General features: G+C 71.3%; 24 protein-coding genes, 1 pseudogene and 2 riboswitches. Of the genes and pseudogenes, 10 read left to right on the forward strand and 15 right to left on the reverse strand.

Annotated elements, in window-relative coordinates; all coding sequences use genetic code 11:
* Positions 1 to 21 precede the first annotated feature (21 nt).
* Positions 22 to 660 (reverse strand): nucleotidyl cyclase domain-containing protein, encoded by a 639-nt coding sequence (locus tag F9B16_RS21920; RefSeq protein WP_151541977.1) that lies wholly within the window; start codon positions 658 to 660, stop codon positions 22 to 24.
* A 244-nt stretch (positions 661 to 904) separates the two neighbouring features.
* Between F9B16_RS21920 and F9B16_RS21925 the strand changes: the two genes are divergently transcribed.
* Positions 905 to 1840, forward strand: coding sequence for a helix-turn-helix domain-containing protein (locus tag F9B16_RS21925; RefSeq protein WP_225991838.1), 936 nt, complete (start codon positions 905 to 907; stop codon positions 1838 to 1840).
* A 24-nt stretch (positions 1841 to 1864) separates the two neighbouring features.
* Here the strand turns inward: F9B16_RS21925 and F9B16_RS21930 are convergent, their stop codons facing one another.
* On the reverse strand, positions 1865 to 2122 hold the full coding sequence (locus F9B16_RS21930) for a DUF397 domain-containing protein (protein WP_151541979.1): 258 nt from the start codon (positions 2120 to 2122) through the stop codon (positions 1865 to 1867).
* Between the two features lie 404 nt (positions 2123 to 2526).
* Positions 2527 to 2616, forward strand: a riboswitch (SAM riboswitch).
* A 6-nt stretch (positions 2617 to 2622) separates the two neighbouring features.
* Between F9B16_RS21930 and F9B16_RS21935 the strand changes: the two genes are divergently transcribed.
* Entirely contained in the window at positions 2623 to 3240 is a 618-nt protein-coding gene (locus tag F9B16_RS21935; protein WP_151541980.1) for a GNAT family N-acetyltransferase, read from the forward strand.
* On the forward strand, positions 3237 to 3863 hold the full coding sequence (locus F9B16_RS21940; RefSeq protein ID WP_225991839.1) for a GNAT family N-acetyltransferase: 627 nt from the start codon (positions 3237 to 3239) through the stop codon (positions 3861 to 3863). Before F9B16_RS21935 ends, F9B16_RS21940 begins: the two co-directional genes overlap by 4 nt.
* A gap of 25 nt (positions 3864 to 3888) precedes the next feature.
* On the opposite strand, the gene F9B16_RS21945 is transcribed toward F9B16_RS21940, so the two are convergent.
* A complete protein-coding gene (locus F9B16_RS21945) occupies positions 3889 to 4437 on the reverse strand; it encodes an RBBP9/YdeN family alpha/beta hydrolase (RefSeq protein ID WP_151541981.1) in 549 nt (182 codons plus the stop codon).
* 111 nt (positions 4438 to 4548) lie between these two features.
* On the opposite strand from F9B16_RS21945, the gene F9B16_RS21950 reads away from it, so the two are divergent.
* The gene (locus tag F9B16_RS21950; RefSeq protein ID WP_225991840.1) at positions 4549 to 5034 is read left to right on the forward strand and encodes an Lrp/AsnC family transcriptional regulator; all 486 of its coding nucleotides are present in this window, start codon (positions 4549 to 4551) and stop codon (positions 5032 to 5034) included.
* A gap of 10 nt (positions 5035 to 5044) precedes the next feature.
* Here F9B16_RS21950 and F9B16_RS21955 read toward each other — a convergent pair whose 3' ends face one another.
* Positions 5045 to 5434, reverse strand: a complete 390-nt coding sequence (locus F9B16_RS21955) for an ATP-binding protein (RefSeq protein WP_151541983.1) — start codon at positions 5432 to 5434, stop codon at positions 5045 to 5047.
* 186 nt (positions 5435 to 5620) lie between these two features.
* Here F9B16_RS21955 and F9B16_RS21960 point away from each other — a divergent pair, with 186 nt between their 5' ends.
* Positions 5621 to 6469 carry a helix-turn-helix domain-containing protein gene (locus F9B16_RS21960; protein WP_151541984.1) on the forward strand — a complete coding sequence of 283 codons (849 nt, stop codon included), beginning with the start codon at positions 5621 to 5623 and terminating at the stop codon, positions 6467 to 6469.
* Positions 6466 to 6798, forward strand: coding sequence for a DUF397 domain-containing protein (locus F9B16_RS21965; RefSeq protein ID WP_151541985.1), 333 nt, complete (start codon positions 6466 to 6468; stop codon positions 6796 to 6798). Before F9B16_RS21960 ends, F9B16_RS21965 begins: the two co-directional genes overlap by 4 nt.
* A gap of 65 nt (positions 6799 to 6863) precedes the next feature.
* On the opposite strand, the gene F9B16_RS21970 is transcribed toward F9B16_RS21965, so the two are convergent.
* The 7 genes from F9B16_RS21970 to F9B16_RS22000 form a co-directional block, all read right to left on the reverse strand.
* The gene (locus F9B16_RS21970) at positions 6864 to 8030 is read right to left on the reverse strand and encodes a hypothetical protein (protein ID WP_151541986.1); all 1167 of its coding nucleotides are present in this window, start codon (positions 8028 to 8030) and stop codon (positions 6864 to 6866) included.
* Positions 8023 to 8604 carry an RNA polymerase sigma factor gene (locus tag F9B16_RS21975; protein ID WP_192808924.1) on the reverse strand — a complete coding sequence of 194 codons (582 nt, stop codon included), beginning with the start codon at positions 8602 to 8604 and terminating at the stop codon, positions 8023 to 8025. Before F9B16_RS21975 ends, F9B16_RS21970 begins: the two co-directional genes overlap by 8 nt.
* A gap of 118 nt (positions 8605 to 8722) precedes the next feature.
* A complete protein-coding gene (locus tag F9B16_RS21980; RefSeq protein ID WP_225991841.1) occupies positions 8723 to 9604 on the reverse strand; it encodes a GNAT family N-acetyltransferase in 882 nt (293 codons plus the stop codon).
* 58 nt (positions 9605 to 9662) lie between these two features.
* Positions 9663 to 10277 carry a 5,6-dimethylbenzimidazole synthase gene (gene bluB, locus F9B16_RS21985; RefSeq protein ID WP_151541987.1) on the reverse strand — a complete coding sequence of 205 codons (615 nt, stop codon included), beginning with the start codon at positions 10275 to 10277 and terminating at the stop codon, positions 9663 to 9665.
* Positions 10278 to 10312: 35 nt separating this feature from the next.
* A riboswitch (cobalamin riboswitch) is annotated at positions 10313 to 10504 on the reverse strand.
* 44 nt (positions 10505 to 10548) lie between these two features.
* Positions 10549 to 10968 carry a DUF4260 family protein gene (locus F9B16_RS21990; RefSeq protein WP_151541988.1) on the reverse strand — a complete coding sequence of 140 codons (420 nt, stop codon included), beginning with the start codon at positions 10966 to 10968 and terminating at the stop codon, positions 10549 to 10551.
* 82 nt (positions 10969 to 11050) lie between these two features.
* On the reverse strand, positions 11051 to 11620 hold the full coding sequence (locus tag F9B16_RS21995) for a DUF4240 domain-containing protein (protein WP_151541989.1): 570 nt from the start codon (positions 11618 to 11620) through the stop codon (positions 11051 to 11053).
* Positions 11621 to 11682: 62 nt separating this feature from the next.
* The gene (locus F9B16_RS22000) at positions 11683 to 12342 is read right to left on the reverse strand and encodes a class I SAM-dependent methyltransferase (RefSeq protein ID WP_151541990.1); all 660 of its coding nucleotides are present in this window, start codon (positions 12340 to 12342) and stop codon (positions 11683 to 11685) included.
* Between the two features lie 114 nt (positions 12343 to 12456).
* Between F9B16_RS22000 and F9B16_RS22005 the strand changes: the two genes are divergently transcribed.
* The gene (locus tag F9B16_RS22005; protein ID WP_151541991.1) at positions 12457 to 12903 is read left to right on the forward strand and encodes a MarR family winged helix-turn-helix transcriptional regulator; all 447 of its coding nucleotides are present in this window, start codon (positions 12457 to 12459) and stop codon (positions 12901 to 12903) included.
* A gap of 33 nt (positions 12904 to 12936) precedes the next feature.
* On the opposite strand, the gene F9B16_RS22010 is transcribed toward F9B16_RS22005, so the two are convergent.
* From F9B16_RS22010 to F9B16_RS22025, 4 genes are read right to left on the reverse strand one after another with little or no spacing between them, the layout of a single operon-like run.
* Positions 12937 to 14085, reverse strand: coding sequence for an acyl-CoA dehydrogenase family protein (locus tag F9B16_RS22010; RefSeq protein ID WP_151541992.1), 1149 nt, complete (start codon positions 14083 to 14085; stop codon positions 12937 to 12939).
* Complete coding sequence (locus tag F9B16_RS22015) at positions 14085 to 15011, reverse strand: hydroxymethylglutaryl-CoA lyase (RefSeq protein ID WP_192808925.1); 927 nt, start codon at positions 15009 to 15011, stop codon at positions 14085 to 14087. Before F9B16_RS22015 ends, F9B16_RS22010 begins: the two co-directional genes overlap by 1 nt.
* Positions 15011 to 16948 (reverse strand): acetyl/propionyl/methylcrotonyl-CoA carboxylase subunit alpha, encoded by a 1938-nt coding sequence (locus F9B16_RS22020; RefSeq protein ID WP_151541994.1) that lies wholly within the window; start codon positions 16946 to 16948, stop codon positions 15011 to 15013. The genes F9B16_RS22015 and F9B16_RS22020 overlap by 1 nt, the downstream gene beginning before the upstream one ends.
* A 56-nt stretch (positions 16949 to 17004) precedes the next feature.
* Positions 17005 to 18618, reverse strand: a complete 1614-nt coding sequence (locus tag F9B16_RS22025; RefSeq protein WP_151541995.1) for a carboxyl transferase domain-containing protein — start codon at positions 18616 to 18618, stop codon at positions 17005 to 17007.
* A 76-nt stretch (positions 18619 to 18694) separates the two neighbouring features.
* Between F9B16_RS22025 and F9B16_RS22030 the strand changes: the two genes are divergently transcribed.
* From F9B16_RS22030 to F9B16_RS51045, 3 genes and pseudogenes are all read left to right on the forward strand, one after another.
* The gene (locus tag F9B16_RS22030; protein ID WP_151541996.1) at positions 18695 to 19306 is read left to right on the forward strand and encodes a TetR/AcrR family transcriptional regulator; all 612 of its coding nucleotides are present in this window, start codon (positions 18695 to 18697) and stop codon (positions 19304 to 19306) included.
* Between the two features lie 134 nt (positions 19307 to 19440).
* Positions 19441 to 20988, forward strand: coding sequence for an AMP-binding protein (locus F9B16_RS22035; protein WP_151541997.1), 1548 nt, complete (start codon positions 19441 to 19443; stop codon positions 20986 to 20988).
* A gap of 89 nt (positions 20989 to 21077) precedes the next feature.
* Positions 21078 to 21762: pseudogene (locus F9B16_RS51045) on the forward strand (hypothetical protein); the annotation flags it as partial.

Consider the following 21762-nt stretch of genomic DNA (forward strand, 5'->3'; position numbering starts at 1 on the left):
CCATTATGGCGGGAACCGCGGTCACGCGATGGCCATCGGTCGGCTCTCGATCGCCGCCGATATCTCCGGTACGTGGACGAATCCCTGGCGGCGGCGTGCGGCGACCGATACTCGCACGTCCGGCCGGTACTCCGCGGGGCATATTCCGTCGTATCCGTGCTTGACGATTCCCCAGTAGATGTCCTCGGAGACGACCAGAACGAGAGGTGCGCTACTCATCCGGAGGCATTTCTTCAGTTTCGGGGCGTCCAGCAGGCGGCACGCGAGATCGATGGCCTCGCCGAACGGTCCGTTCTCGTCCTGGTGGATCTCGCCGGCGTGTACGACGGCCCGCAGCCGCATGCTCCTGCTCAGGCGCTCCGCCGCCGGTAACGCCTCGTTGTAGTCGGCGAGCTGGCGGGCGAGCCTCGGGACGAGCCGGGATAGCAGATAGGTCTTGGGAAGTTCGTCGACCGGTTGGAACAGCGCGAGGACGCCGTCTCCGCGGTCCTCGAAGGGGTCGCACCACCGGTCGTCGATGCCGGTGCGCGCCATGGCCTCTTTCAGTTGGCCGTAGATCTGGCTCCGCAGTGCTTCCTTGATCGGATTCGTGCGAAAGGCCCCCGTCGAGTTCTCCAGGTCGACGGCCAGAATGCTCCTGTGCACCGGGTTGCCGCTCACCCGAGCGCCCCCAATCCCGCACGTCCCGCCTGCCGGCGATCGTCGCTCTCCTCTTAGAAGGTTCGCCAATAGTCTGCAACCCGATCTCGTGGCCGTGCAAGGTGCACGGCGACATGCATCGGCTCTGTATCCATCTGGCAAGCTTGACGACTTCTGGTGAGACAGCAGGATGTCAAAGGTAGGGAACCGCTTTTCCGCGAGGGCTGGTGATCCCGGGAGCGCGAGGTTATCGTTGCCCTGCAACTTGCAGATCGGCGTCCGGGCCGCAGGGCCGAAACCGATTCGCTGGGAGGCAGGGGTGGCAGCAGCGCCGACCGTCCGCCGTCGCCGCCTCGGCATCGAGTTGCGGCGGCTGCGGGAGCGCCTCGGCCACACGGTCGAGGAGATCGCGGATCGGCTCGACTGGTCACCGTCGAAACTGAGCCGGATCGAGAACGCCCGGATCGGGGTGCGGGTCTCGGACGTCCAACTGCTGCTGAAGTTGTACCGGGTGGGCGAGGGCCACCAAGGGGAGGTGCTGGCGCTCGCGCAGGCCGCGACGGAGCAGGGCTGGTGGGCCGAGTACCGGGACGTCCTGTCCGGTGAATTCGGTACCTATGTCGCGCTGGAAGACGAGGCGCGCACCGCCCTGACCTTCGGGACGTACGCCATTCCCGGACTCCTGCAGAACAGACAGTATGCACACCGGATATTGGACAGCGGCAGAATCATCGCCGTTTCCACGCCCCGGCAGGTGGAACGTCGGCTGGATCTCCGCATGCGTCGGCAGGACGTACTGCGTCGGGAAAATCCGCTGACCCTTTCCGCTGTGATCGATGAGTCCGTCCTGCTGCGCACCGTCGGCGACCGCGACATCATGCGCGGGCAAATGCTCGATCTCATCGAACTGGCCGAGTTGCCGAACGTGCACGTCCACGTGCTTCCGATGGACGTCGACAGGGAACCGATATTCGCGGACACCTTCACGCTTCTGGAGTTCGCCCCCGCCTACGACGTCACCTTTCCGGACGCCGTCTATCTGGACAATCTGCTGACCATGGCGATACTGCAGAGCGACGACGCCACGCACATGTACCGGTTGTGCTGGGACGCACTCAGGTCGGTCTCGCTTTCCGCCGACGATTCCCTGCGCCGAATATCCCAGGCGGCCGAGGAGTGGGGGCGGGCCGGCCCCCGCTGACCTGCGCCGGGACGTCCACGGAGATCACCGGTTGGCGCGTTCCTTGATCGCCCGCAGCATGCCGGCGAAGCGCTCGGTCGATAGAGGGAGAACCGACTCGGGCCGTTCGGAGTCCCGCAGCCCGACCTCACCCGGCGAAAGCCGCGCCACTTCGACGCAGTTCCAGTCGCCCGAGCACTCGCTGTCGTCCGTGCAGCCAGTGCTTCTGCGCCATGCCTCCGCCGGTGTTCCGGAGTGTGAGTCGCCGGTGCTCCTTCCGTCGTTCTGCGTCCATGCGGGCATGCCTTGCTCCCTTCTACGTGACCATGGCGCGGGGGTGCGTGGTCGAGGTAGAGGCTAGCGAGCCGGGCGCCGGTTTCGCGGGAGTTTTCCACAGCATTTCCGACATTGATAAACCGTCCAAGTAGTGTAAATCGGACAGTCGGCAGCAAAAGCGGATTTACGTGGTAGTAAACATGAGCGCGAGCGGGTGAGCCAACGGGTAGGTGGTGCGTGACGTGCTCGCCGCAATGACCGCTCGGGTACATTTTTGTGTCGATGCTGCTGGGGTGAGATTCTCAATCGAAAACGCTTGGGTGTGCATCAGAAGGCGGTACCGGGTGTCCGTCGGCGTTGAGACGGAACGAGGGGGCGCCTGGAAACGTGTTGACGGGGTGGGGGTGGGGTGGGCAGGATGCGGGGGGTTGTGATCATCTAGAGGATCTGAGGGACCTGGCCCGGTGACGGTCCGGCAACCTGCCTTCGCGGCAAGGTGCCAACGCCAGGAGCGATGAGGAGAGTTCATGGGGGTGCGCCTTGATGTTCCCGTGCTGGCCGGGACGCTGGTCCGGCTGGAGCCGCTGACGTTGGAGCATGTGCCGGAGCTGGCTGAGGCCGCGGAGGAGAATCGGTCGTCTTACGGGTTCACGCTCGTGCCCGGGGCGGCGGACATGGAGTCGTATGTCGCCGGGCAGCTCGCGCGGCCCGGGCTGACGCCGTTCGCGCAGGTCAGGGTGGCGGACGGGAAAGCGGTCGGGCATACGGGGCTGTGGGATCCGCGGACGTGGCCGGGCACGGACCGGCTGTGCGCGATCGAGATCGGGTGGACGTGGCTGGCCGCGTCGGCGCAGGGCACCGGCATCAACGTCGAGGCGAAGCGGCTTCTGTTCACCTACGCGTTCGAGACCTTGGGCGTCGTGCGCGTCGACCTCAAGACGGACGCGCGGAACGAGCGGTCGCGGCGGGCGATCGAGCGGCTCGGCGTGCACTTCGAGGGAGTGCTGCGGAACTGGTCGCCGTCGTGGGCGCCGGGCGAGGAGGGCACGCTGCGCGACTCGGCGATGTTCTCGGTGGTGGAGTCGGAGTGGCCGTCGGTGAAGACGGCCATGACGAACCGGCTGGCGGAGACCGTCGCAAGGTGACGGCGAACGGGTTTCCCGGCCGCGTGCCGGTGCTGGAAGGGACGCTTGTACGGCTGGAGCCGCTGTCGATGGCGCACGTGCCGGTGCTTGCGCAGGCCGCCGAGGAGGACAGATCGTCGTACGGGTTCACGCCGGTGCCCTCTGGGGCGGGCATGGAGGCGTACGTCTCCGACAAGCTCGACCGTCCTGAACTCATGGCGTTCGCGCAGGTCAGGGTGGTGGACGGGAGGGCGGTCGGGCATACCGCGCTGTTGCATCCGCGGCCGTGGCCCGGCCGGGACCGGCTGTCCGCGGTCGAGATCGGGTGGACGTGGCTGGCGGCGTCCGCGCAGGGCACCGGCATCAACGTCGAGGCTAAGCGGCTCCTGTTCGGCTACGCGTTCGAGACGCTGGGTGTGGCCCGCGTGGAACTCAAGACGGATGCGCGGAACGAGCGGTCGCGGCGGGCGATCGAGCGGCTCGGCGCGCATTTCGAGGGCGTCCTGCGCAGCTACTCGGAGTCGTGGGTGGCCGGCGAGGAGGGCGAGTTGCGGGACACCGCGATCTTCTCGGTGGTCGAGGCGGAATGGCCGTCCGTGAAGGCGGCGATGGTGAACCGCTTGGCAGAGGCCGGCCGGATCTGATGGCGCCGTGGCTTGTGGTGGCCGATCAGTGCTGGGACAGCGAGTCCAGGAGGTCGCGGCCGTGCTGCCACGAGCCGAGGTTGCTGGCGGAGTTGATGTGTCCGCATGCGCCGGCCAGGTGAAATCGTGCCTTCCAGCGCGTCGCGAAGCCGGTGGCTACCTCGGGAGTGCAGTACGGGTCGTTGGTGCTGCCCACCACCAGGGCCGGGCATGGCAATGGTTGTGCTGAAACGTCGGTGAACGTCACGGCCGCCTGGCGTGGGAATGCGGGTGCGTCCGGGTCGGGCGGCGCGACCAGGAACGCGCCGCCTACTTGGCTTGAGGGGTTCTTGAGTAGCCAGGTGGACGCCGCCCAGCAGCCAAGACTGTGAGCGACCAGCACGACCCCGCTGTTCTGCCGGGATGCGGCGTCGTACGCGTTCTGTACTGCGCCGACCCAGTCGTCCAGGTCGGGGGCGGACCACGAGGCGGGGGAGATCCTCACCGCCGAGGCGCCCCACTGCCGCTCCCACAAGGTCTGCCAGTGCCGGTCGTCCGAGCCGTCGATGCCCGGGACGATGACGTACGCGGTCAATGCCCACCACCATTTCACTCGTCGCCCTCTGCGATCATGTGGGCGTCCGACGCAGATTCTGATGGATGCATCGGCGCGGTGGTTGACCTGCAAGTGATCTCAAAGAAGTTGGTGCGGACGACGATGGAATCACTCGACCGGATAGACCGGGACATCCTCGCCCTGCTCCAGGCCGACGGCCGGCTGACCGGCGCGGAGGTGGGACGCCGCGTCGGGCTCTCGCAGCCCGCGGCGAGCGCCCGCATCCAGCGGCTCGAGAAGAGCGGCGTCATCACCGGCTACCGGGCCCTGGTCGATCCGGAAGCCCTCGGACTGAACATCCACGCGGTCGTCCGGCTGCGCACCACGCACGCCCGGCTCACACCCGCCCTGGATTTCGCCTCCCGGACTTCCGAGATCACCTCCGTCCTCAGGGTCACCGGGGAAGACTGCCTCATCTTCGACGTCCACTGCCCGCAGGCGGGACGACTCGAAGAGGTCGTGGACGCACTCGCCCGATACGGCCCCGTCACCACGTCCCTCGTGCTCCGCGCCTACCCGCCGAAGCCGCTCACCGACGCCACGCCGCTCACCGACGCCACGCCGGCGACGTCATGATCCGCGGCTACTAGAGCTCGAACCAGACGGCGTGGCCCTCGCCGCGCGGTTCCGTGCCCCAGGCTTTCGCGATGGACGCGACGATCCGCAGGCCACGGCCGGTGACGTCCAGTTCCGCCGCATCGGCGACGTGCGGGACGGTCGCCGTCCGCCCGTCGTCGATCACCTCGATCCGGACGGCCCGCGCCGACCAGGTCACCTCCACGCGGATCTGCCCGTCCCGCCCCGACTCGGTGTAGCGGAGCGCGTTCGTCAGCAGCTCGCTCATGCACAGCGCCGCGTCGTCCAGGCACGGATGCTCCCGGCCCAGCACGTCGCGCAGCCAGCGCCGCGCGTGCCCCACCGCCCGGTCCATCCCCGGCAACAGGAGCGCGTCGAACCTCATGGTCGGCGCAGTCATCGCTCACTCCCTTCGCATCGCTGTCGCCGAAAAGAATGAGCCGGACATCCCCTGCCGAACGATGCGTTCGCCGCCCTCGTCTCCAGGTCCTCGGGCAAGAGTGCCCCAGTCACTTTTGACTGAGGCACTGTTGCCGCCTTCGTTGGAAACCTTCATCGTGACGCAAAGTCAAGGCATGATTACTCTATGGAGAACGCGCAGCGCCCGACCATGCGAAGCCGCAAGCTCGGCCAGCGCCTTCGCGCCATCCGCGAGGACCGAGGGCTCACCCTCCAGAAGGCCGCCCGCCTGCTCAACCGCACCCCGTCCTCGCTCAGCAAGCTCGAAACCGGCAAACGCGGCATCCGCCGCCCCGCCCTCGAGCACATGCTCGACCGCTACGAGATCAGCGACCCTGACGAGCGCCAAGCCCTGTACGACCTCGCCCGAGACTCCGGCAAGAAGGGCTGGTGGCTCCGCTACGAGGGGAAGTTGGCCCCTTCAATGCTGGACTACATCTCCTTGGAGTCGGATGCGGCATCGATAAAGAGTCACCAGCTACACCTTGTACCTGGGCTTATGCAGACCGAAGAGTACGCTCGTGAGGTCATTGGGTCCGCCAAGGTCTTGGGCGTTGAGCCTGACATTGACGGGCTGGTGGAAGTTCGTATGCGGCGCCAGCAACTCTTGTTCGAGGAGGACCCGCCTCATCTGTGGGTTGTCGTCTACGAAACCGTTGTCCATCAGCAGTTCGGTGGGCGGCAAGTGGCTCGAGGGCAGCTCAGGCGGCTCCTTGAGCTTGCGGAGCTGCCCAATGTGACCTTTCAGATTCTTCCCTTTTCGGCTGGTACTCACCCGGGCCTCAACGGCTCATTTACCACATTGGAAACCAATGATCTTTCGGTGGTCCTGGTTGAGAACCTGACCACCGGGTGGTACCTGGAAGATCCTGATGAGATCAGTCAATATGACATGGTCTTCGACCATCAGAGGGCGAGGGCGCTGTCGCCTTCAGCCTCCCGTTCCTTCGTCGAACGGATAGTGTCGGAAACATGAGCATTCAGGAGTTCGTCTTCTCTTCATGGCGCAAGAGCAGCCACAGTGGGAGTCAAGGCTCAGAGTGTGTGGAGGTCGCCGCCGTGTGGCGCAAGAGCAGCCATAGCGGAAGCGTGGGGCAGGAGTGCGTAGAGGTCGCCTCTGCGCGGCGGAAGAGCAGCTACAGCGGGAGCCAAGGCTCCTCGTGCGTTGAGGTGGCCGCCGGGGAGCGGCGGGTGGCGGTGCGGGACTCTAAGGATCCGGACGGGGCGGTGCTGGCCGTCGCGCCGTCCGGGTGGGCGTCTCTGCTCGCCGACGTCAAGGCCGGTTCCCTCGATCTGGCCCGCTGACGCAGGCACGGGGGACGGGCGCGTGAAGCGCCCGTCCCATGGCCACTTGCCCAACGCTGTGGTGGTCAGTTCACCGGAGGCTGCCAGTTCGGGTCGGTGATGTCCTTCGGGAGGAGGCTGTCCCGGGGAGCGTTCGTCCATTCGGCGGTCTTGACGATCTCGAAGAACTGGCGGGTGCCAGGGCGCAGGCCGGCGTTCTTGGGGCCGGGGGTCACGACGATGCCCTGGCTGGCGGTGAGGCGTCCGGTCTCGGGGTCGATGAGCAACTGCCACTCGATGGTGCCGTAGTCGCGGGTGGTCTGCCTCATCGCGACGCCCCGGCCCGGGTGCCCGGCGGCGTCGGTAGCGTTGATCATCCTGACGTCGCGGAGACCGGCGAGCATCCGGTAGGTCGCGATCCGGACCCGGTCGGTGACGACGCGGTCGACCAGCAGGATGGGGGCGGCCGTGAACAGGTAGAGGTCCGGGTTCCGCAGCCGCTGGTGGTCGAACTTGGTCGCGTAGTTCAGGATCCACGCCCGCAGCTCGGACGGGTTCGCGGGGAGCCGGCGCTCGTCCTGGACGCCGAAGTCGAGCTCGGCGCCCTCCTGCTTGAACGGGCCGCGTTCCTCGTCGGGGCCGGTGAGGTGGAGGTCTAGAGCGCTGGGACGCAGGTCCGCCCCCCAGGCCTTCGCGTCGGCGGGCGTCGCGGGGCGGACGTCGACGTCCGGTCCGTCCCACTGCGTTCCGGTCAATGGTCCCTTATCGCGGGGGAGCGTGCCGAAGTCTTTCGGCGTCTTGGCGGCCAGGCTGTAGGTGTCCCGAGTGAGCTGCAGTGTGTAGTGGACGCCGGGGTGGTAGGGGGACGACGCCACGACGGTTTCGCCGACGACGCGGTGGACGCGCCAGAACCGTCCGTCCGACGCGTGCTGCGTCTTCGCGTCCGCGGCGGCGAGCAGGAACGTGGACGCGGGGCCGCTCTGGTTGGCCAGCGGTTCCGGGTGGTAGAGCGGCCGCGTCTCCCACCGGTAGGCCGTCCACGAGACACCGGCGAGGACGCAGGCGGTAGCCGCGGCGACGAGCATTATCGCCCGCTTGGATCGGGGGAGCGGTGCGACGCGGCGGCCCCGGGCGGGCGTCCCGGCGGCTGCGGTGGCTTCGGTCAGGAGGCGGCGGCGGGCCGACCGCGTGGTCTCGGGGGACGGGGGGCGTTCGGCGGTGTGCATGCGGCTGATGAGGGTCAGGTCATCCACGGTCGTCGTCCTCCTCGTCGTGTCCCGAGGCGCGCAGTGCGGCGCGGACCTGCTTGCGGGCGCGGCTCAGCCGCGAGCAGACGGTGCCGTAGGCGATTCCGAGGGCTTCGGCGACCTCCGGGTAGCTGAGTTCGGCGAGCGCCACGAGGAGCAGGACGTCGCGGTCGCCGTGCCGCAGCCGTGCGAGGGCGGGGCTCAGGCCGAAGCTCGCGGCGTCCACCGCCGAGGTCACGCTGCTCTCGTGGCTCTCGACGACGCCGGTGGTGTGCATCCGGGCCATCGCCTTGTAGCGGCGCAGCTCGTCGCGGCGGTGGCGGCTGATCAGCCGGGTCGCGATGCCGTACAGCCAAGGCCGCGCCGAGGCGTGCGCGGTGTCGAAGACGGCGCGGCGGCGGAAGGCGATCAGGAACGTCTCGGCCGCGATGTCGTCGGCGGCGTCCGCGCCGAGCCGCCGGTCTACGTAGCGGTGGATGTCGGTGTAGTGCCGGTCGAAGAGGTCGGCGAACCGTTCGGGGTCGCGCTGCGCGGCGGTGATGATGTCGGCGTCCGACGGCTCCGCCGATCCGCACGTCACGGCTCGTCCCGTGGCGCTGGGCGAAGGGTCATGCGGGACCCTTCTGGAAGCGTGGAGGGGGGTCACGTCCTTGATTGCCCGGAACCGTCCGACCCCTTCTCCGGGCCGGACGGTCGGATCATAGGTAGTGGCCGCTCGCCAGGTAGGGGGCGGGGGCGGGCATGCCGCGGACGGCGATGTAGCCCTCCTGGCCGATGTCGAGGCGGGCGGCGAGACCGACGTCCACCGCCCAGTGGTTGTCGGTGGTGATGCAGTTGACGAGGGTGTTCCCGCGCGCGCTGGCGAGCGCCTCCCACAGCAGGGTCTCGGCGGTTTCGGGACGGTCGGCGGCGAGCAGCGCGGGACGTCCAGCGGTCTCGTCGATGTAGACGTAACCGCGCCGGTCAGGCGCGTCGGAGACGACCAGCCGGAGCGTCTCCAGCATGTGGACGTGATCGGGGCCGTGGCCCGCGCCGCGGACGGCGGTGTCCAGTTCGTCCATCCATTCGAGGTCGTCGGCGCGCCCCTCCCGCAGGCCGTGCACGGCGGGCAGCGTGGACCGGTCGACGGTGCCGACCATCCGCATCTGCGGGTGCAGGGTGAAGCCCGCCAGCCGGTAGCGGCGCGTCGCGGCGGGATGCACCGTCGAGGAGAACAGGCCCGGGCGGTCGCCGGCGTGGACGAGGACGGCGTCCATCAAGCGCTTGCCGATGCCCTTGCCCTGCCGGCCGGGCAGGACGCCGTAGGTCGCCAGGTACCAGAGCCGTTCGCGGTTCTGGGAGATGGCGAAGCCCACGACGTCCCGGCCGTCTTCGGCGATCCAGCAGCCGTCCGGATCGATGGACAGGAAGTGGTCCAGGCGGTCGATAAGGCGGCGGGACTGCTCTTCGGTCGGCGGTTCGGGTTCCGGTTCGCTCGCTCGCCGGCTGAGCCGGTCGCCTTCGAGGAACGTCACCGCCGCCGCGCGCTCCGTCGCGGCGAGGTCGTCCCGCGCCATGCGCCTGATGCGTACCGAGTCCATGCACGCATGATCACGCGATGGGCGCGGGGCGCGCACCTGAATTATCCGGGGACGGCGCTCACCAGCGGTCGTGGTGGACGGCGGCGTCCAGCGGGCGGCGGTGGCGCCAGCCGTGGCGTTCGAGGTCAGGGACGGTCTCCAGGTGCGTGACGGGCCCGACGCACAGCCACGCCACCGGCCGGATGCCCTCCGGTATGCCGAGGAGGTCGCGCAGGTGCGGCTCCCGGTAGAACGACACCCAGCCGACGCCGAGCCCCTCCGCCGTCGCGGCCAGCCAGAGGTTCTGGACGGCCAGGCAGACCGAGTACAGGCCCGCGTCGGCGATCGCGTGCCGGCCGAGGACGGCCGGTCCGCCGCGCTTGGCGTCGTAGGTGACCACGATCGAGAGGCTCGACTCCACGACCCCGTCGATCTTGATGCGGGCGAAGCGGGCCGCGGCGTCGCCGGTGAGGGTCGCGGCAAACGCGTCGCGCTCGGCACGGACGTGGTCGTGGAACGCGCGGCGGACGTCCGGGTCGCGGACCAGGACGAAGTCCCAGGGCTGGGAGAGGCCGACGCTCGGCGCCGCGTGCGCGGCGGTGAGGATCCGGTCGAGGACGCCGTCCGGGATCGGCGCGCCGGTGAACTCGGCGCGCACGTCGCGGCGGCGGTGGATGACGTCGTAGAGGTTCATGGGCAGGCTCCCGCTGCGGTCGGGCCGCCCGGTAGGGCGGCCGTCGGAGCGAGGCCGGTCTTCGGACTCCCGGATCGTCGCCTCACCGCCCGCCTTCCCGGCCTTCCGGCCAGTGGCCGCGCTCGCGCGCATGGGCGGCGGCTCCCCGGTCACCGCGGCGGGCCCGTGCCGGATTCGCACCGGCTTCCCGATTCTCCCCGAGGGGCACCTCGCGTCAGTTCACGCCGTCCGCGATCGTAGCGGTGCCCTCGTCCGGGGCGGGGGGAGGGGGTCAGCGGCGCTGGAACCCGTCCTTGGTGCGCAGGCCGTAGCCGAGGGCGCGGTCGAACGAGATGTGCGCCAGCCAGCCGCAGAGCCCGGCGAAGATCGGCGCCCACGTGATCGGGGCGACGGTGTAGAGCGCGATGAGCGCGAGCGGGACCAGCGCGCGGTGCGCGGCGTTGTAATACGGGACGGCACGCGCCGGCAGCTGCCCGCGCTCGACGGTGTGCGCGTCGCGCATCCCCGCCAGGAAGGTGAGGTCGGGTGCGATGAAGAACGCGACGGCCAGGAGCGCCGCGAGCCAGCCGTGGTTGACGCCTTCAAGGACGGCGAAAGCAGTCCAGAACAACGCGTTCGCGCCCCACGCGCCGCGCCGGACGGCGACGGGGACGAGGTGCTTGCGGACGGCGTGCGCGGTGACGGTGCTCATGACCTACCTCCTGGCTAATGGCATTAGCCACAATCTAAAGCTAATGTCATTAGCTGTCAAGCTCATGAGGAGAACCAGGCGGTCAGAGGAAGAGGCCTGCTAGGCGGGGGAGGTGCAGGCGGGTTGCGGCGTCGTCCTCGACGTCCCAGCCGTCGCCCACGGGATGCTCGGGGCGCTGCATCGCGCGCACGGCCGACTCCATTGCCGCGTCGAACGACTCGGTCTCTCCTATGGTGCGCTTGTAGGCGTTGCGGGCCGCGTAGTGCAGGCCTTCCGCGCCGATCCAGCCCTCGTCCTCCTGGCCCATCCGCACGATGGTCGGGACGTCGGCCAGGGTGTCGGGGTCGTCGACGGCCCGGGTGAACACGTCGCGTCCCAGCAGGGCGAGACCGGCGCGGAAGTCCATGAAGCCGTCGTCGCCGCAGCCGCCTTCGATGAGGTAGGCGGCGTTCCAGAGCGGCCGCCGGTACGCCGAGTCGAGGACGCGGGTCAGCATGGCGTCGAACGCGACGATGCCGGGGCCGTCCAGGGCGAGGAGTCGGTCGGTCACCAGGTCGACCAGCGGGTCGTCGGGGGAGTCGCGGTCGTCGGCGTGCTCACCGGCCGCGGCCCGCGCGTCCTCGATCAGATCCCACCAGGCCTGCTCGTCCATGCGTCCTCCCGCACCTCGGCTTCGTCCGCCGACCAATGTGGCGCACGGGTCGGACAAACCGGTTAGACGGGATGGGCCGTGAACCAGGCGCCGTCGTCGTCCAGGAAGTGACCGAGGCGCAGCCCCGCCGCCTCCAGCACCGCGGGCAGGTCCTCGTCGCCGAGGCGCCGGGTCGTGAACGTGTGCGTCCAGCGGTGCTCGCCGATCCGGTATTCGAGGGTCGCGACGACGGTCCCGGGCTCGGGGCGGTCGACGCGCGCGATCCGGTACAGGACGCCGTCGCGCGCCCACTCCTGCGGGGCGTCGTCGCGCCAGAAGGCGTCGGTGTCGCGCTGGATCACCACGACGCCGTCCGGCCGGACGTGGCGCCGGCAGGCCGCCAGGAGCGCGTCCCGGTCACCGTAGTTGACCAGGTACGACATCAGCAGCACGCAGCCGAACCGGTCGGGCAGGTCGAGGTCCTGGATCGGCGAGCGGACCGTCCGCGCGCCCTCGATCCGGGCGAGCATCGCGGCGGAGTCGTCCACCGCCGTCACCGGATGGCCGAACTCGATCAGCGGACGGGTGACCCGCCCGGCGCCCGCGCCCAGCTCCAGGATCGGCGTGCCGGCCGGGATCGTCGTGTGGACGAGCGCGGCGCTCGCCACGTCCGGCGGGAGCGCGGCGTAGAACTCGACCGCCGACCCGTCGCGCGCGATCTCCCCGGGCCCCGTTCCCGCCATGGCGTCGCCTCCCCGTCTTGATCACCATGCTCGGCGCGCGCCCCGGCCGCCGTCAACCCGCGCATTGGACAGGTTGAACTGGACAGTTTGAACTGAATAAATTACACTGGGGTCATGAGCGACAGCGTCGAGGCCATCTCCCCGTCGGCCGCCCGCGCCGCCCGCGAGGTGCGGGTCGTGTTCAGCCGGCTGCGCCGCAGGCTGCGCGAGATCGGCGGAGCCCACGATCTCACGCCGTCGCAGACGGCGGTGCTGAGCCGGCTGCTCAAGGACGGGGCCGCCACCGCGAGCGGGCTGGCCGCGGCCGAGGGCGTCCGCCCGCAGTCGATGGCCGCCACGCTCGCCGTGCTGGAGGAGCGCGGCCTGATCCGCCGCGACCCCGACCCGCAGGACGGCCGCCGCCAGCTCGTCACGCCGAGCGACGCCGGACGCGAGTGGGTCGAGGGCTCCCGGCAGGCCCGCGACGAATGGCTGAGCCGCGCCCTCCAGGACCGCTGCACCGAAGAGGAGCGCGAGACGGTCCTGAGGGCCTTCGCCGTCCTCGACCGCATCGTCCAGTGAACGGGAGAGGGGGCGCGCGCCCCCTCTCCGCCGTCAGGACGGGGGCAGGCCGAGGGCGCGGGCGATCAGCATCCGCTGCACCTCGGACGTTCCCTCGCCGACCTCCAGGATCTTCGCGTCCCGGTAGAAGCGGCCGACCGCGTACTCGTTCATGAAGCCGTACCCGCCGAAGACCTGCGTGGCGTCGCGGGCGTTGTCCATCGCCGCGTTCGACGCGACGAGCTTGGCGATCGCCGCCTCCTTCTTGAACGGCTCCCCGGCCAGCATCTTCGCCGCCGCCGCGTAGTACGCGAGGCGGGCCGTGTGCGCGCGGACCTCCATGTCGGCGATCTTGAACTGCATCGCCTGGTAGCGGCCGATCTCCTTGCCGAACGCCTGCCGCTCGCCCGCGTAGCGCAGGCACTCGTCCACGCAGCCCTGCGCCAGCCCGACCGACAGCGCGGCGATCGCGATCCGGCCCTCGTCCAGGATCCGCAGGAACTGCGCGTAGCCCCGGCCGCGCTCGCCGACGAGGTTCTCCGCCGGGACCCGGACGTCGTCGAACGACAGCTCGCGGGTGTCCGACGACGACCAGCCGACCTTGGAGTACTTGCGGCCGACGGTGAAGCCGGGCGTGCCGCTCGGCACGATGATCGTGGAGATCTCGCCGTCGCCGGTGAACGCGGTGACGGTCACGAACGCGGTGATGTCGGTGCCGGAGTTGGTGATGAACGCCTTCGACCCGTTGATCACCCAGGAGTCGCCGTCCAGCCGGGCCGTCGTGCGCATCCCGCCGGGGACGTCCGAGCCGCCGCCCGGCTCCGTCAGCCCGAACCCGGCGAGCTTCTCACCGGACGTCAGCATCGGCAGCCAGCGGGCCTTCTGCTCGTCCGACCCGAACCGGTAGATCGGCATCGCGCCGAGCGAGACGCCCGCCTCCAGCGTGATCGCCACCGACGAGTCGACCCGGGCCAGCTCCTCCAGCGCCAGGCAGAGCGCGAAGTAGTCGCCGCCCATCCCGCCGTGCTCCTCGGGGAACGGCAGGCCGAACAGCCCCATCTTCCCCATCGCCGCGACGATCTCGTACGGGAACTCGCCGCGCTCGTACAGGTCCCCGATCACCGGGGCGACGGTCTCGCGCGCGAACCGCTCGACGGTGCGCCGCAGCTCCTCCTGCTCGTCGGTGAGCTTGAAGTCGATCATCATTTCTCCGTGGTGGGTGACAGGGCCTGGACGACGCGGGACGGGCTCGGGCGGCCGAGCCGCCCCGCCATCCAGCGGCTGGTGGCGACGAGCTTGCCGAGGTCGACGCCCGTCTCGACGCCGAGCCCGTTCAGCATCCAGACGAGGTCCTCGGTGGGCAGGTTCCCGGTGGCGCTCTCGGCGTACGGGCAGCCGCCGAGGCCGCCCGCCGACGCGTCCACGACGGTGACGCCGGCGCGCAGCGCGGCGAGGGTGTTGGCGAGCGCCTGCCCGTAGGTGTCGTGGAAGTGCACGGCGAGCCGCTCGGTGCCGATGCCCGCCGCGGCCAGCGCCTCGATCAGCGCGGTGACGTGGCCGGGCGTGCCGACGCCGATCGTGTCGCCGATGCTCAGCTGCGAGCAGCCGAGGTCCATCAGCCGGGACGCGACGGACACGACCTGCTCGATCGGGACGTCGCCCTCCCACGGGTCGCCGCACGCCATAGACACGTACGCGCGCACCCACAGCCCCTCGGCGCGCGCGCGGTCCACGACGGGCGCGAACATCGCGAGCGACTCGTCCACGGTCCGGTTGAGGTTGCGGCGGGCGAACGTCTCGGTGGCACTGCCGAAGATCGCGATCTCGGTGATGCCGTTGGCGAGGGCCCGGTCCAGGCCCCGCTCGTTCGGGACGAGCACCGGGTACCGGACGACGCCGGACCGGGGGAGGACCCCGAGCAGTTCCTCGGCGTCGGCGAGCTGCGGCACCCACTTCGGATGGACGAAGCTCGTCGTCTCGATCGTGCCGAGCCCCGCGTCCGCGAGCCGGGTGACGAACTCCGACTTCACCTCGACCGGGACGATCGCCTTCTCGTTCTGCAGCCCGTCCCGGGGCCCGACCTCGTAGATCGTGACCCGCTCGGGCAGGCCCGGCAGCGGTGTCGGCATCATGCCTCCTCGATCACGGCCAGCACCGCGTCCAGGGCGACCTGGGCGCCGGCGCGGGCCGGCAGCTGCGCCACGACGCCGGCGCGCGGCGCGGTGACGGTGTGCTCCATCTTCATCGCCTCGACGACGACGAGCGGCTGCCCCTCGTCCACCCGGTCGCCCTCGGCGACCTTGACGGCCAGGACGGTGCCGGGCATCGGGCTGCGCAGGACGCCGTCGCCGGACGCGTCCGCCGCGGCGCCGCCCTCGGCCTTGACGTGCTCGGCGAGCGCCCATGCGTGCCCGTCGCGCCCGAGCCAGAGCGTGCGGCCGTCGCGGGCGGCGGTGAACGACACCGTCCGGCCGCCGTAGGTGAGCGTCGAGCCGGACAGCGACGCCGGGACCGGCTCGCCGTCGCCGATGACGACCTGCGCGGACGCGGCGCGGCCCTGCACGCGGACCTCGACGGGCTCGCCGCCGGACGGGGTGATGATCCACGGCGTCCAGGCGTGCGCGCCGGGGCGCCAGCCGTCCGGGATCGACCACGGGTCGCCGTCGGCGGGCTCCAGCGCGAGCATCCGGTCCAGCGCGGCGGCGGCGAGCACCTCCGGCGGCACGCCGTCGCCCGAGGTCAGCTCGTCGAGGGCGCGTTCCACCAGGCCGGTGTCGAGGTCGCCGGACGCGACGGACGGGTGCTTCAGCAGCGCCCGCAGGAACGCCACGTTCGTCGGCACGCCCAGCAGCGTGTAGCCGGCGAGCGCCCGGTCGAGGCGGTGCAGCGCCTCGGTGCGGTCGGCGCCGTGGACGATCACCTTCGCCAGCATCGGGTCGTAGGACCCGCCGACCTCCGTCCCGACGTCGAGGCCCGAGTCGACGCGGGCGCCCTCCGGCTCGCCGAGCGCGAGGACGGTGCCGCCGGTCGGCAGGAAGCCGCGCGCCGGGTCCTCGGCGTAGACGCGCGCCTCGATCGCGTGGCCGTCCAGCCGCACGCCGTCCTGCCCGAACGGCAGCGGCTCGCCCGCCGCGACGCGCAGCTGGAGTTCGACCAGGTCGAGGCCGGTGACCAGCTCGGTGACGGGATGCTCGACCTGCAGCCGGGTGTTCATCTCCATGAAGAAGAACTCGTCCGGGCGGTCGGCGGACACGATGTACTCGACCGTCCCCGCGCCCACGTACCCGACCGCCTGCGCGGCCGCGACGGCGGCGGCGCCCATCCGCGCCCGGGACGCCTCGTCCAGCAGCGGCGACGGCGCCTCCTCGACGATCTTCTGGTGCCGGCGCTGCAGGCTGCACTCGCGCTCGCCCAGGTGGACGGCGTTGCCGTGCGCGTCGGCGAACACCTGGATCTCGATGTGCCGGGGGTTCTCCACGAACCGCTCGGCGAGCAGCGTGTCGTCGCCGAACGAGCCGCGCGCCTCGCGGCGGGCGGACGCGATCGCGTCCGGCAGGTCCGCCGCGTCGCGGACGAGCCGCATGCCCTTGCCGCCGCCGCCCGCCGACGGCTTGAGCAGCACCGGAAGGCCGACCTCCAGCGCGGCGGCCTCCAGCTCGGCGTCCGACAGGCCCGGCTCGTCCCGTCCTGGGACGACCGGGACGCCGGCCGCGGCGACCGTCCGCTTCGCGCGGATCTTGTCGCCCATCGCCTCGATCGCGGACGCGGGCGGCCCGATGAACACCAGCCCGGCGTCGGCGCACGCCTGCGCGAACGCCGTGTTCTCGGCGAGGAACCCGTACCCGGGGTGGACGGCCGCCGCGCCCGCCGCGCGGGCGGCGCCGACGACCGCGTCGATGTCCAGGTAGGACGGGATGCGGAGCGCCTCGTCGGCTTCCCGCACATGGCGGGCGCCCGCGTCGGCGTCCGTGTGGACGGCGACCGAGCGGACCCCGAGCCGTCGCAGCGTGCGGAAAACGCGGACGGCGATCTCACCCCGGTTGGCGACCAGGACGCTGTCGAACATCGATGCTCCGCGTCGGGATGACGCTGCTGCTCCGCGTCGGGTTGACACTGTGTCCCTCACATCCGGAAGACGCCGTAGCCGACCGGCTCCAGCGGTGCGTTGGCGGCGGCGGACAGCCCGAGGCCGAGGACGCGGCGGGTGTCGAGCGGGTCGATCACCCCGTCGTCCCACAGCCGGGCCGTCGAGTAGTACGGGTTGCCCTGTGCCTCGTACTGGTCGCGGATCGGCGCCTTGAACGCCTCCTCGTCCTCGGCGGGCCAGTCCTCGCCGCGGGCGTCCATCTGGTCGCGGCGGACCGTCGCGAGCACGCTCGCGGCCTGCTCGCCGCCCATGACCGAGATGCGGGCGTTCGGCCACATCCACAGGAAGCGCGGCGAGTACGCCCGGCCGCACATCGCGTAGTTGCCCGCGCCGAACGACCCGCCGATGACGACCGTGAACTTCGGGACGCGCGCGCACGACACGGCCGTGACCATCTTCGCGCCGTGCTTGGCGATGCCGCCCGCCTCGTACTCGCGGCCGACCATGAAACCGGTGATGTTCTGCAGGAACACCAGCGGGACGCTGCGCCGGTCGCACAGCTCGATGAAGTGCGCGCCCTTCTGCGCCGACTCGCCGAACAGGATGCCGTTGTTCGCGACGATCCCGACCGGGTGCCCGTGGATGCGCGCGAACCCGGTGACGAGCGTCGCGCCGTACTCCTTCTTGAACTCCTGGAACCGGCTGCCGTCCACGATCCGTGCGATGACCTCGCGCACGTCGTAGGGGGTGCGCGGGTCGGGCGGGACGACCCCGTACAGCTCGGACGGGTCGGCCGCCGGCTCCTCCGAGGGCGCCACGTCCCACGGGCGCGGCTCGCGCGGGCCGAGCGTGCCGACGATGTCGCGGACGATCCGCAGCGCGTGCGCGTCGTCCTCGGCGAGGTGGTCGGTCACCCCGGACGTGCGGGAGTGCAGCTCGCCGCCGCCGAGCTCCTCGGCCGTCACGACCTCGCCGGTCGCGGCCTTCACCAGCGGCGGCCCGCCGAGGAAGATCGTGCCCTGGCCGCGGACGATCACCGCCTCGTCGCTCATCGCGGGGACGTAGGCGCCGCCCGCCGTGCACGAGCCGAGGACCGCCGCGATCTGCGGGATGCCGCGCCCGGACATGGTCGCCTGGTTGTAGAAGATGCGGCCGAAATGTTCGCGGTCGGGGAACACCTCGTCCTGCCGGGGCAGGAACGCGCCGCCGGAGTCGACCAGGTAGACGCAGGGGAGGCGGTTGTGCAGCGCCACCTCCTGCGCGCGCAGATGCTTCTTGACCGTGACCGGGTAGTACGTCCCGCCCTTCACGGTGGCGTCGTTGGCGACGATCACGCACTCGCGGCCGGACACCCGGCCGACGCCGGTGATGATCCCGGCGCCCGGCGCCTCGTCGCCGTACATGCCGTTCGCGGCCAGCGGCGACAGCTCCAGGAACGGCGAGCCGGGGTCGAGCAGCGTGTCGACCCGGTCGCGGGGGAGCAGCTTGCCGCGCGCCACGTGCCGCTCGCGGGCCCGCTCCGGACCGCCGCGCCCGGCCCGGTCGACGCGGTCGCGCAGCTCGGCGACCAGCGCCTCGTTGTGCGCGGCGCTCGCCTTGAACGCCTCGCCGGCGACGTCGGCGCGGCTGCCGATCTCGGGTCCGGTCATGGTCCCCTTCCCAGTTAATGCTCGTTAACAACGCCGATGTTAATGCCGATTAACATCTCTAGTCTAGACTGCCCCCATGACCTCCTACCCGGCCCCGGCGCCCGGCGACCCGGCCGCCGGGCCGCCGCTCGCCGCGGTGAACCCGCGCCGCGCCGAGATCCTCGCCGCGGCGGCCGAGCTGTTCGCCGCCCGCGGTTACCACGGGGCGTCCATCGGCGACCTCGGCCGGGCCGTCGGGCTCACCGGGCCCGCGCTCTACCGGCACTTCAGCGGCAAGGAGGCCGTCCTCGCCGAGATGCTCGTCGACATCAGCGAGCGGCTGCACGCCGAGGGCGTCCGCCGCGCCGCCGACCCCGACCCCGGCCGGGCCCTCGACGCGCTGCTGCGCTGGCACATCGCGTTCGCGCTGGACAACCCCGCGCTCATCACCGTCCACGAACGCGAGCTCGACAACGTCCCCGCGCCGCAGCGCCACGAGGTCCGCCGGCTGCAGCGCGCCTACGTGGAGGAATGGGTGGCGGTGCTGCGGCGGCTGCGCCCCGCCCTGCCCGACGGGCGGACGCGCGCCGCCGTCCACGCCTGCTTCGGCCTGCTCAACTCCACCCCGCGCAGCGCCGCCGGCCTCGACCGCGACGCCATGGGCGACCTGCTGCACACCATGGCCCGCGCCGCCCTCGAAGCCGCCTGACGCGGGCGCCGCGCCCGGTCGGCCCCGGGCGGCCCGGATTCCGGACGGTCCGCAATCTTGACGCGCCGACACCCGGGTGGGTCATATGGGATGAAAGGTCACCGGCCATCCCACCCGCTGCAGAGGAGAGCCGTATGGGCGTCGAGGGCGTCGGCTTCTACGAGATCGCGACCAACGACCCGGACCGCCCCGCGATCCTGGCCCCCGGCGTCCCCGTCTCCTACGGCGAGCTGCACGCCGAGGTGAACCGGCTGTCGAACGCCCTGGACGGGCTCGGCCTGCGGCCCGGCGACGCCGTCGCGACCGTGCTCGGCAACCGCCCCGACTTCCTCACCGTGCTGCTGGCGGCGATGCAGTCCGGCCTCTACATCGTGCCGGTCAGCCGGCACCTGACCGCGCCCGAGATCGGCTACATCCTCGCCGACTGCGGCGCCCGGGCCGTCGTGACCGAGAGCGCGTTCGCGCCCGTCGTCTCCGGCGCCGCCGGCGACGCCGGGATCGCCGCCGAGCTGCGGATCAGCGTCGACCCCGCCGACGGCTACCGCTCGATGGCGGGGCTGTGCGCGACCGGCAGCGCCGCACCCCCGGCCAAGCGCCGGATGGGCTCCATCATGCTCTACACGTCCGGGACGACCGGGCGCCCCAAGGGCGTGCGGCGCCCGCTGCTCGACGTCCCGCCGGAACTGCTCTTCGACCTCATGCGCTCGACGCTGATGACCCACCTGGGCCTCGAACCGGGCGACGAGGTGCACCTCGCGATCGGGCCGCTCTACCACTCGGCCCCCTGCGTCCACGCGATGATGGCGCTCAACCTCGGGCACGCCGTCGTCGTCGCGTCCCGGTTCCGGCCCGAGCAGACCCTCGAGCTGATCCAGCGGCACGGCGTCACCAACTCCTTCATGGTGCCGACCATGTTCCACCGCATGCTCGCCCTGCCCGACGAGGTCCGCGCCCGCTACGACCTGTCGTCGCTGCGGCAGGTCTACCACAGCGCCGCGCCGATCCCCGTCGAGACCAAGCAGCGGATGATGGACTGGTGGGGGCCCGTCCTCTACGAGTACTACGGCTCCACCGAGAGCGGCGCCGTCGTCGTCGCCACCCCGCAGGACTGGCTCGCCCATCCCGGGACGGTCGGCCGCGCCGTCGACGGCGTGGAGATCAAGATCCTCGACCCGGAGGGCGCGGAGCTGCCGCCCGGCGAGACCGGCCTGATCTACGCCGCCGGCCAGCCGGGCTTCGAGTACCACGGCGACCCGGACAAGACCGCCTCCACCATGCGCGGCGCGTTCTACACCCCCGGCGACCTCGGCCACCTCGACGAGGACGGCTGGCTCTACATGAGCGACCGCCGCACCGACCTCATCATCTCCGGCGGCGTCAACATCTACCCGGCCGAGATCGAGTCCGTGCTGCTCCAGCATCCCGCCGTCGGCGACGTCGTCGTCATCGGCGTCCCGGACGAGGACTGGGGGCAGCGCGTCGTCGCCCTCGTCGAACCCGCCGACGGCGCCGCCGCGGGCGACGCCCTCGCCGCCGAGCTGCTCGCCCACTGCGAGCCCCGGCTGGCCCGGCTCAAGCACCCGCGCAAGGTGGAGTTCCGCGCGACGCTGCCGCGCACCCCGTCCGGCAAACTCAGCCGCAGCCGCGTGCGCGACGCCTACCTGCGGGAACAGGCGGGCTAGGCGGTCGCGCGCGGCGCGTGGGGGAGGGGCGCCGCAAGTCGCCGGGGAGACCGTCGAACGTTCCCGCGTTGCGCCGCGTACAACGGCACATGGAAGACCAGAAGGTCGCCCCGTTCGACAGCGCCCCGACCCCTGCCGCCCCGACGTTGACCGACCTTCCAGTGATCACGGACCCCGGCTTCTACAACGACCCGGCGTACGCCGCCCAGACCGTCCCGCCGGAGGACGCGCCGTCCGCGCCCGCGCGCGACGGAGCGGACACCGCACGCGCGCCCGATGCCGGACGCGGGCTCGATACGCGACTCCCGCACGATACGGGACGCGACGCCGGGCTCGACACCGTGCCCCGCGCCGGGATCGCCCGCACGGGCGACCCGGTCGCGGTCTGGCCGTGCGCCGGCTGCGGCAGGCCCGTACCGCAGCCGGTGCGCGGCGCCCGCACCGTCCGCTACTGCCAGGACACCGGCGGCGCGTGCGAGCGGGCCGCGCACGAGCAACGCGAGCGCGCGCGCGAAGCGCCGGGACTCACCGGCCAGGTCGCCTGGACGTGGGAGATGGTGGAGCGGCTCGAAGCCGTCGCCGACCGGCTCGCCGGGTCGCTGGTCTCCGAGCTGGGCGTCGCCGGCGTCGAGCGGCGGGTCGCCGACGCCCGCGCCGACGCCGCCGGGGAGGTCGCCATCGCGCAGCGGGAACGGGACGCCTCGCAGCGGCAGGCCGAGGCCGCCTGGCGCGAGACCTCGACCGCCCGCGCGCGCGCCGACGCGGCCGAGGAGG

Origin of the sequence: Actinomadura montaniterrae, assembly GCF_008923365.1 — a bacterium.
In the GTDB taxonomy this organism is placed as follows: domain Bacteria; phylum Actinomycetota; class Actinomycetes; order Streptosporangiales; family Streptosporangiaceae; genus Spirillospora; species Spirillospora montaniterrae.

Excerpts from the sequence above, each read along its gene's own strand:
- F9B16_RS21930 (WP_151541979.1), bottom strand. The coding sequence starts at position 2,122 with ATGCCCGCATGGACGCAGAACGACGGAAGGAGCACCGGCGACTCACAC.
- F9B16_RS21935 (WP_151541980.1), top strand. The coding sequence starts at position 2,623 with ATGGGGGTGCGCCTTGATGTTCCCGTGCTGGCCGGGACGCTGGTCCGG.
- F9B16_RS21955 (WP_151541983.1), bottom strand. The coding sequence starts at position 5,434 with ATGACTGCGCCGACCATGAGGTTCGACGCGCTCCTGTTGCCGGGGATG.
- F9B16_RS21960 (WP_151541984.1), top strand. The coding sequence starts at position 5,621 with ATGGAGAACGCGCAGCGCCCGACCATGCGAAGCCGCAAGCTCGGCCAG.
- F9B16_RS21965 (WP_151541985.1), top strand. The coding sequence starts at position 6,466 with ATGAGCATTCAGGAGTTCGTCTTCTCTTCATGGCGCAAGAGCAGCCAC.
- F9B16_RS21980 (WP_225991841.1), bottom strand. The coding sequence starts at position 9,604 with ATGGACTCGGTACGCATCAGGCGCATGGCGCGGGACGACCTCGCCGCG.
- bluB (WP_151541987.1), bottom strand. The coding sequence starts at position 10,277 with ATGAACCTCTACGACGTCATCCACCGCCGCCGCGACGTGCGCGCCGAG.
- F9B16_RS21990 (WP_151541988.1), bottom strand. The coding sequence starts at position 10,968 with ATGAGCACCGTCACCGCGCACGCCGTCCGCAAGCACCTCGTCCCCGTC.
- F9B16_RS21995 (WP_151541989.1), bottom strand. The coding sequence starts at position 11,620 with ATGGACGAGCAGGCCTGGTGGGATCTGATCGAGGACGCGCGGGCCGCG.
- F9B16_RS22000 (WP_151541990.1), bottom strand. The coding sequence starts at position 12,342 with ATGGCGGGAACGGGGCCCGGGGAGATCGCGCGCGACGGGTCGGCGGTC.
- F9B16_RS22005 (WP_151541991.1), top strand. The coding sequence starts at position 12,457 with ATGAGCGACAGCGTCGAGGCCATCTCCCCGTCGGCCGCCCGCGCCGCC.
- F9B16_RS22010 (WP_151541992.1), bottom strand. The coding sequence starts at position 14,085 with ATGATCGACTTCAAGCTCACCGACGAGCAGGAGGAGCTGCGGCGCACC.
- F9B16_RS22015 (WP_192808925.1), bottom strand. The coding sequence starts at position 15,011 with ATGCCGACACCGCTGCCGGGCCTGCCCGAGCGGGTCACGATCTACGAG.
- F9B16_RS22020 (WP_151541994.1), bottom strand. The coding sequence starts at position 16,948 with ATGTTCGACAGCGTCCTGGTCGCCAACCGGGGTGAGATCGCCGTCCGC.
- F9B16_RS22025 (WP_151541995.1), bottom strand. The coding sequence starts at position 18,618 with ATGACCGGACCCGAGATCGGCAGCCGCGCCGACGTCGCCGGCGAGGCG.
- F9B16_RS22030 (WP_151541996.1), top strand. The coding sequence starts at position 18,695 with ATGACCTCCTACCCGGCCCCGGCGCCCGGCGACCCGGCCGCCGGGCCG.
- F9B16_RS22035 (WP_151541997.1), top strand. The coding sequence starts at position 19,441 with ATGGGCGTCGAGGGCGTCGGCTTCTACGAGATCGCGACCAACGACCCG.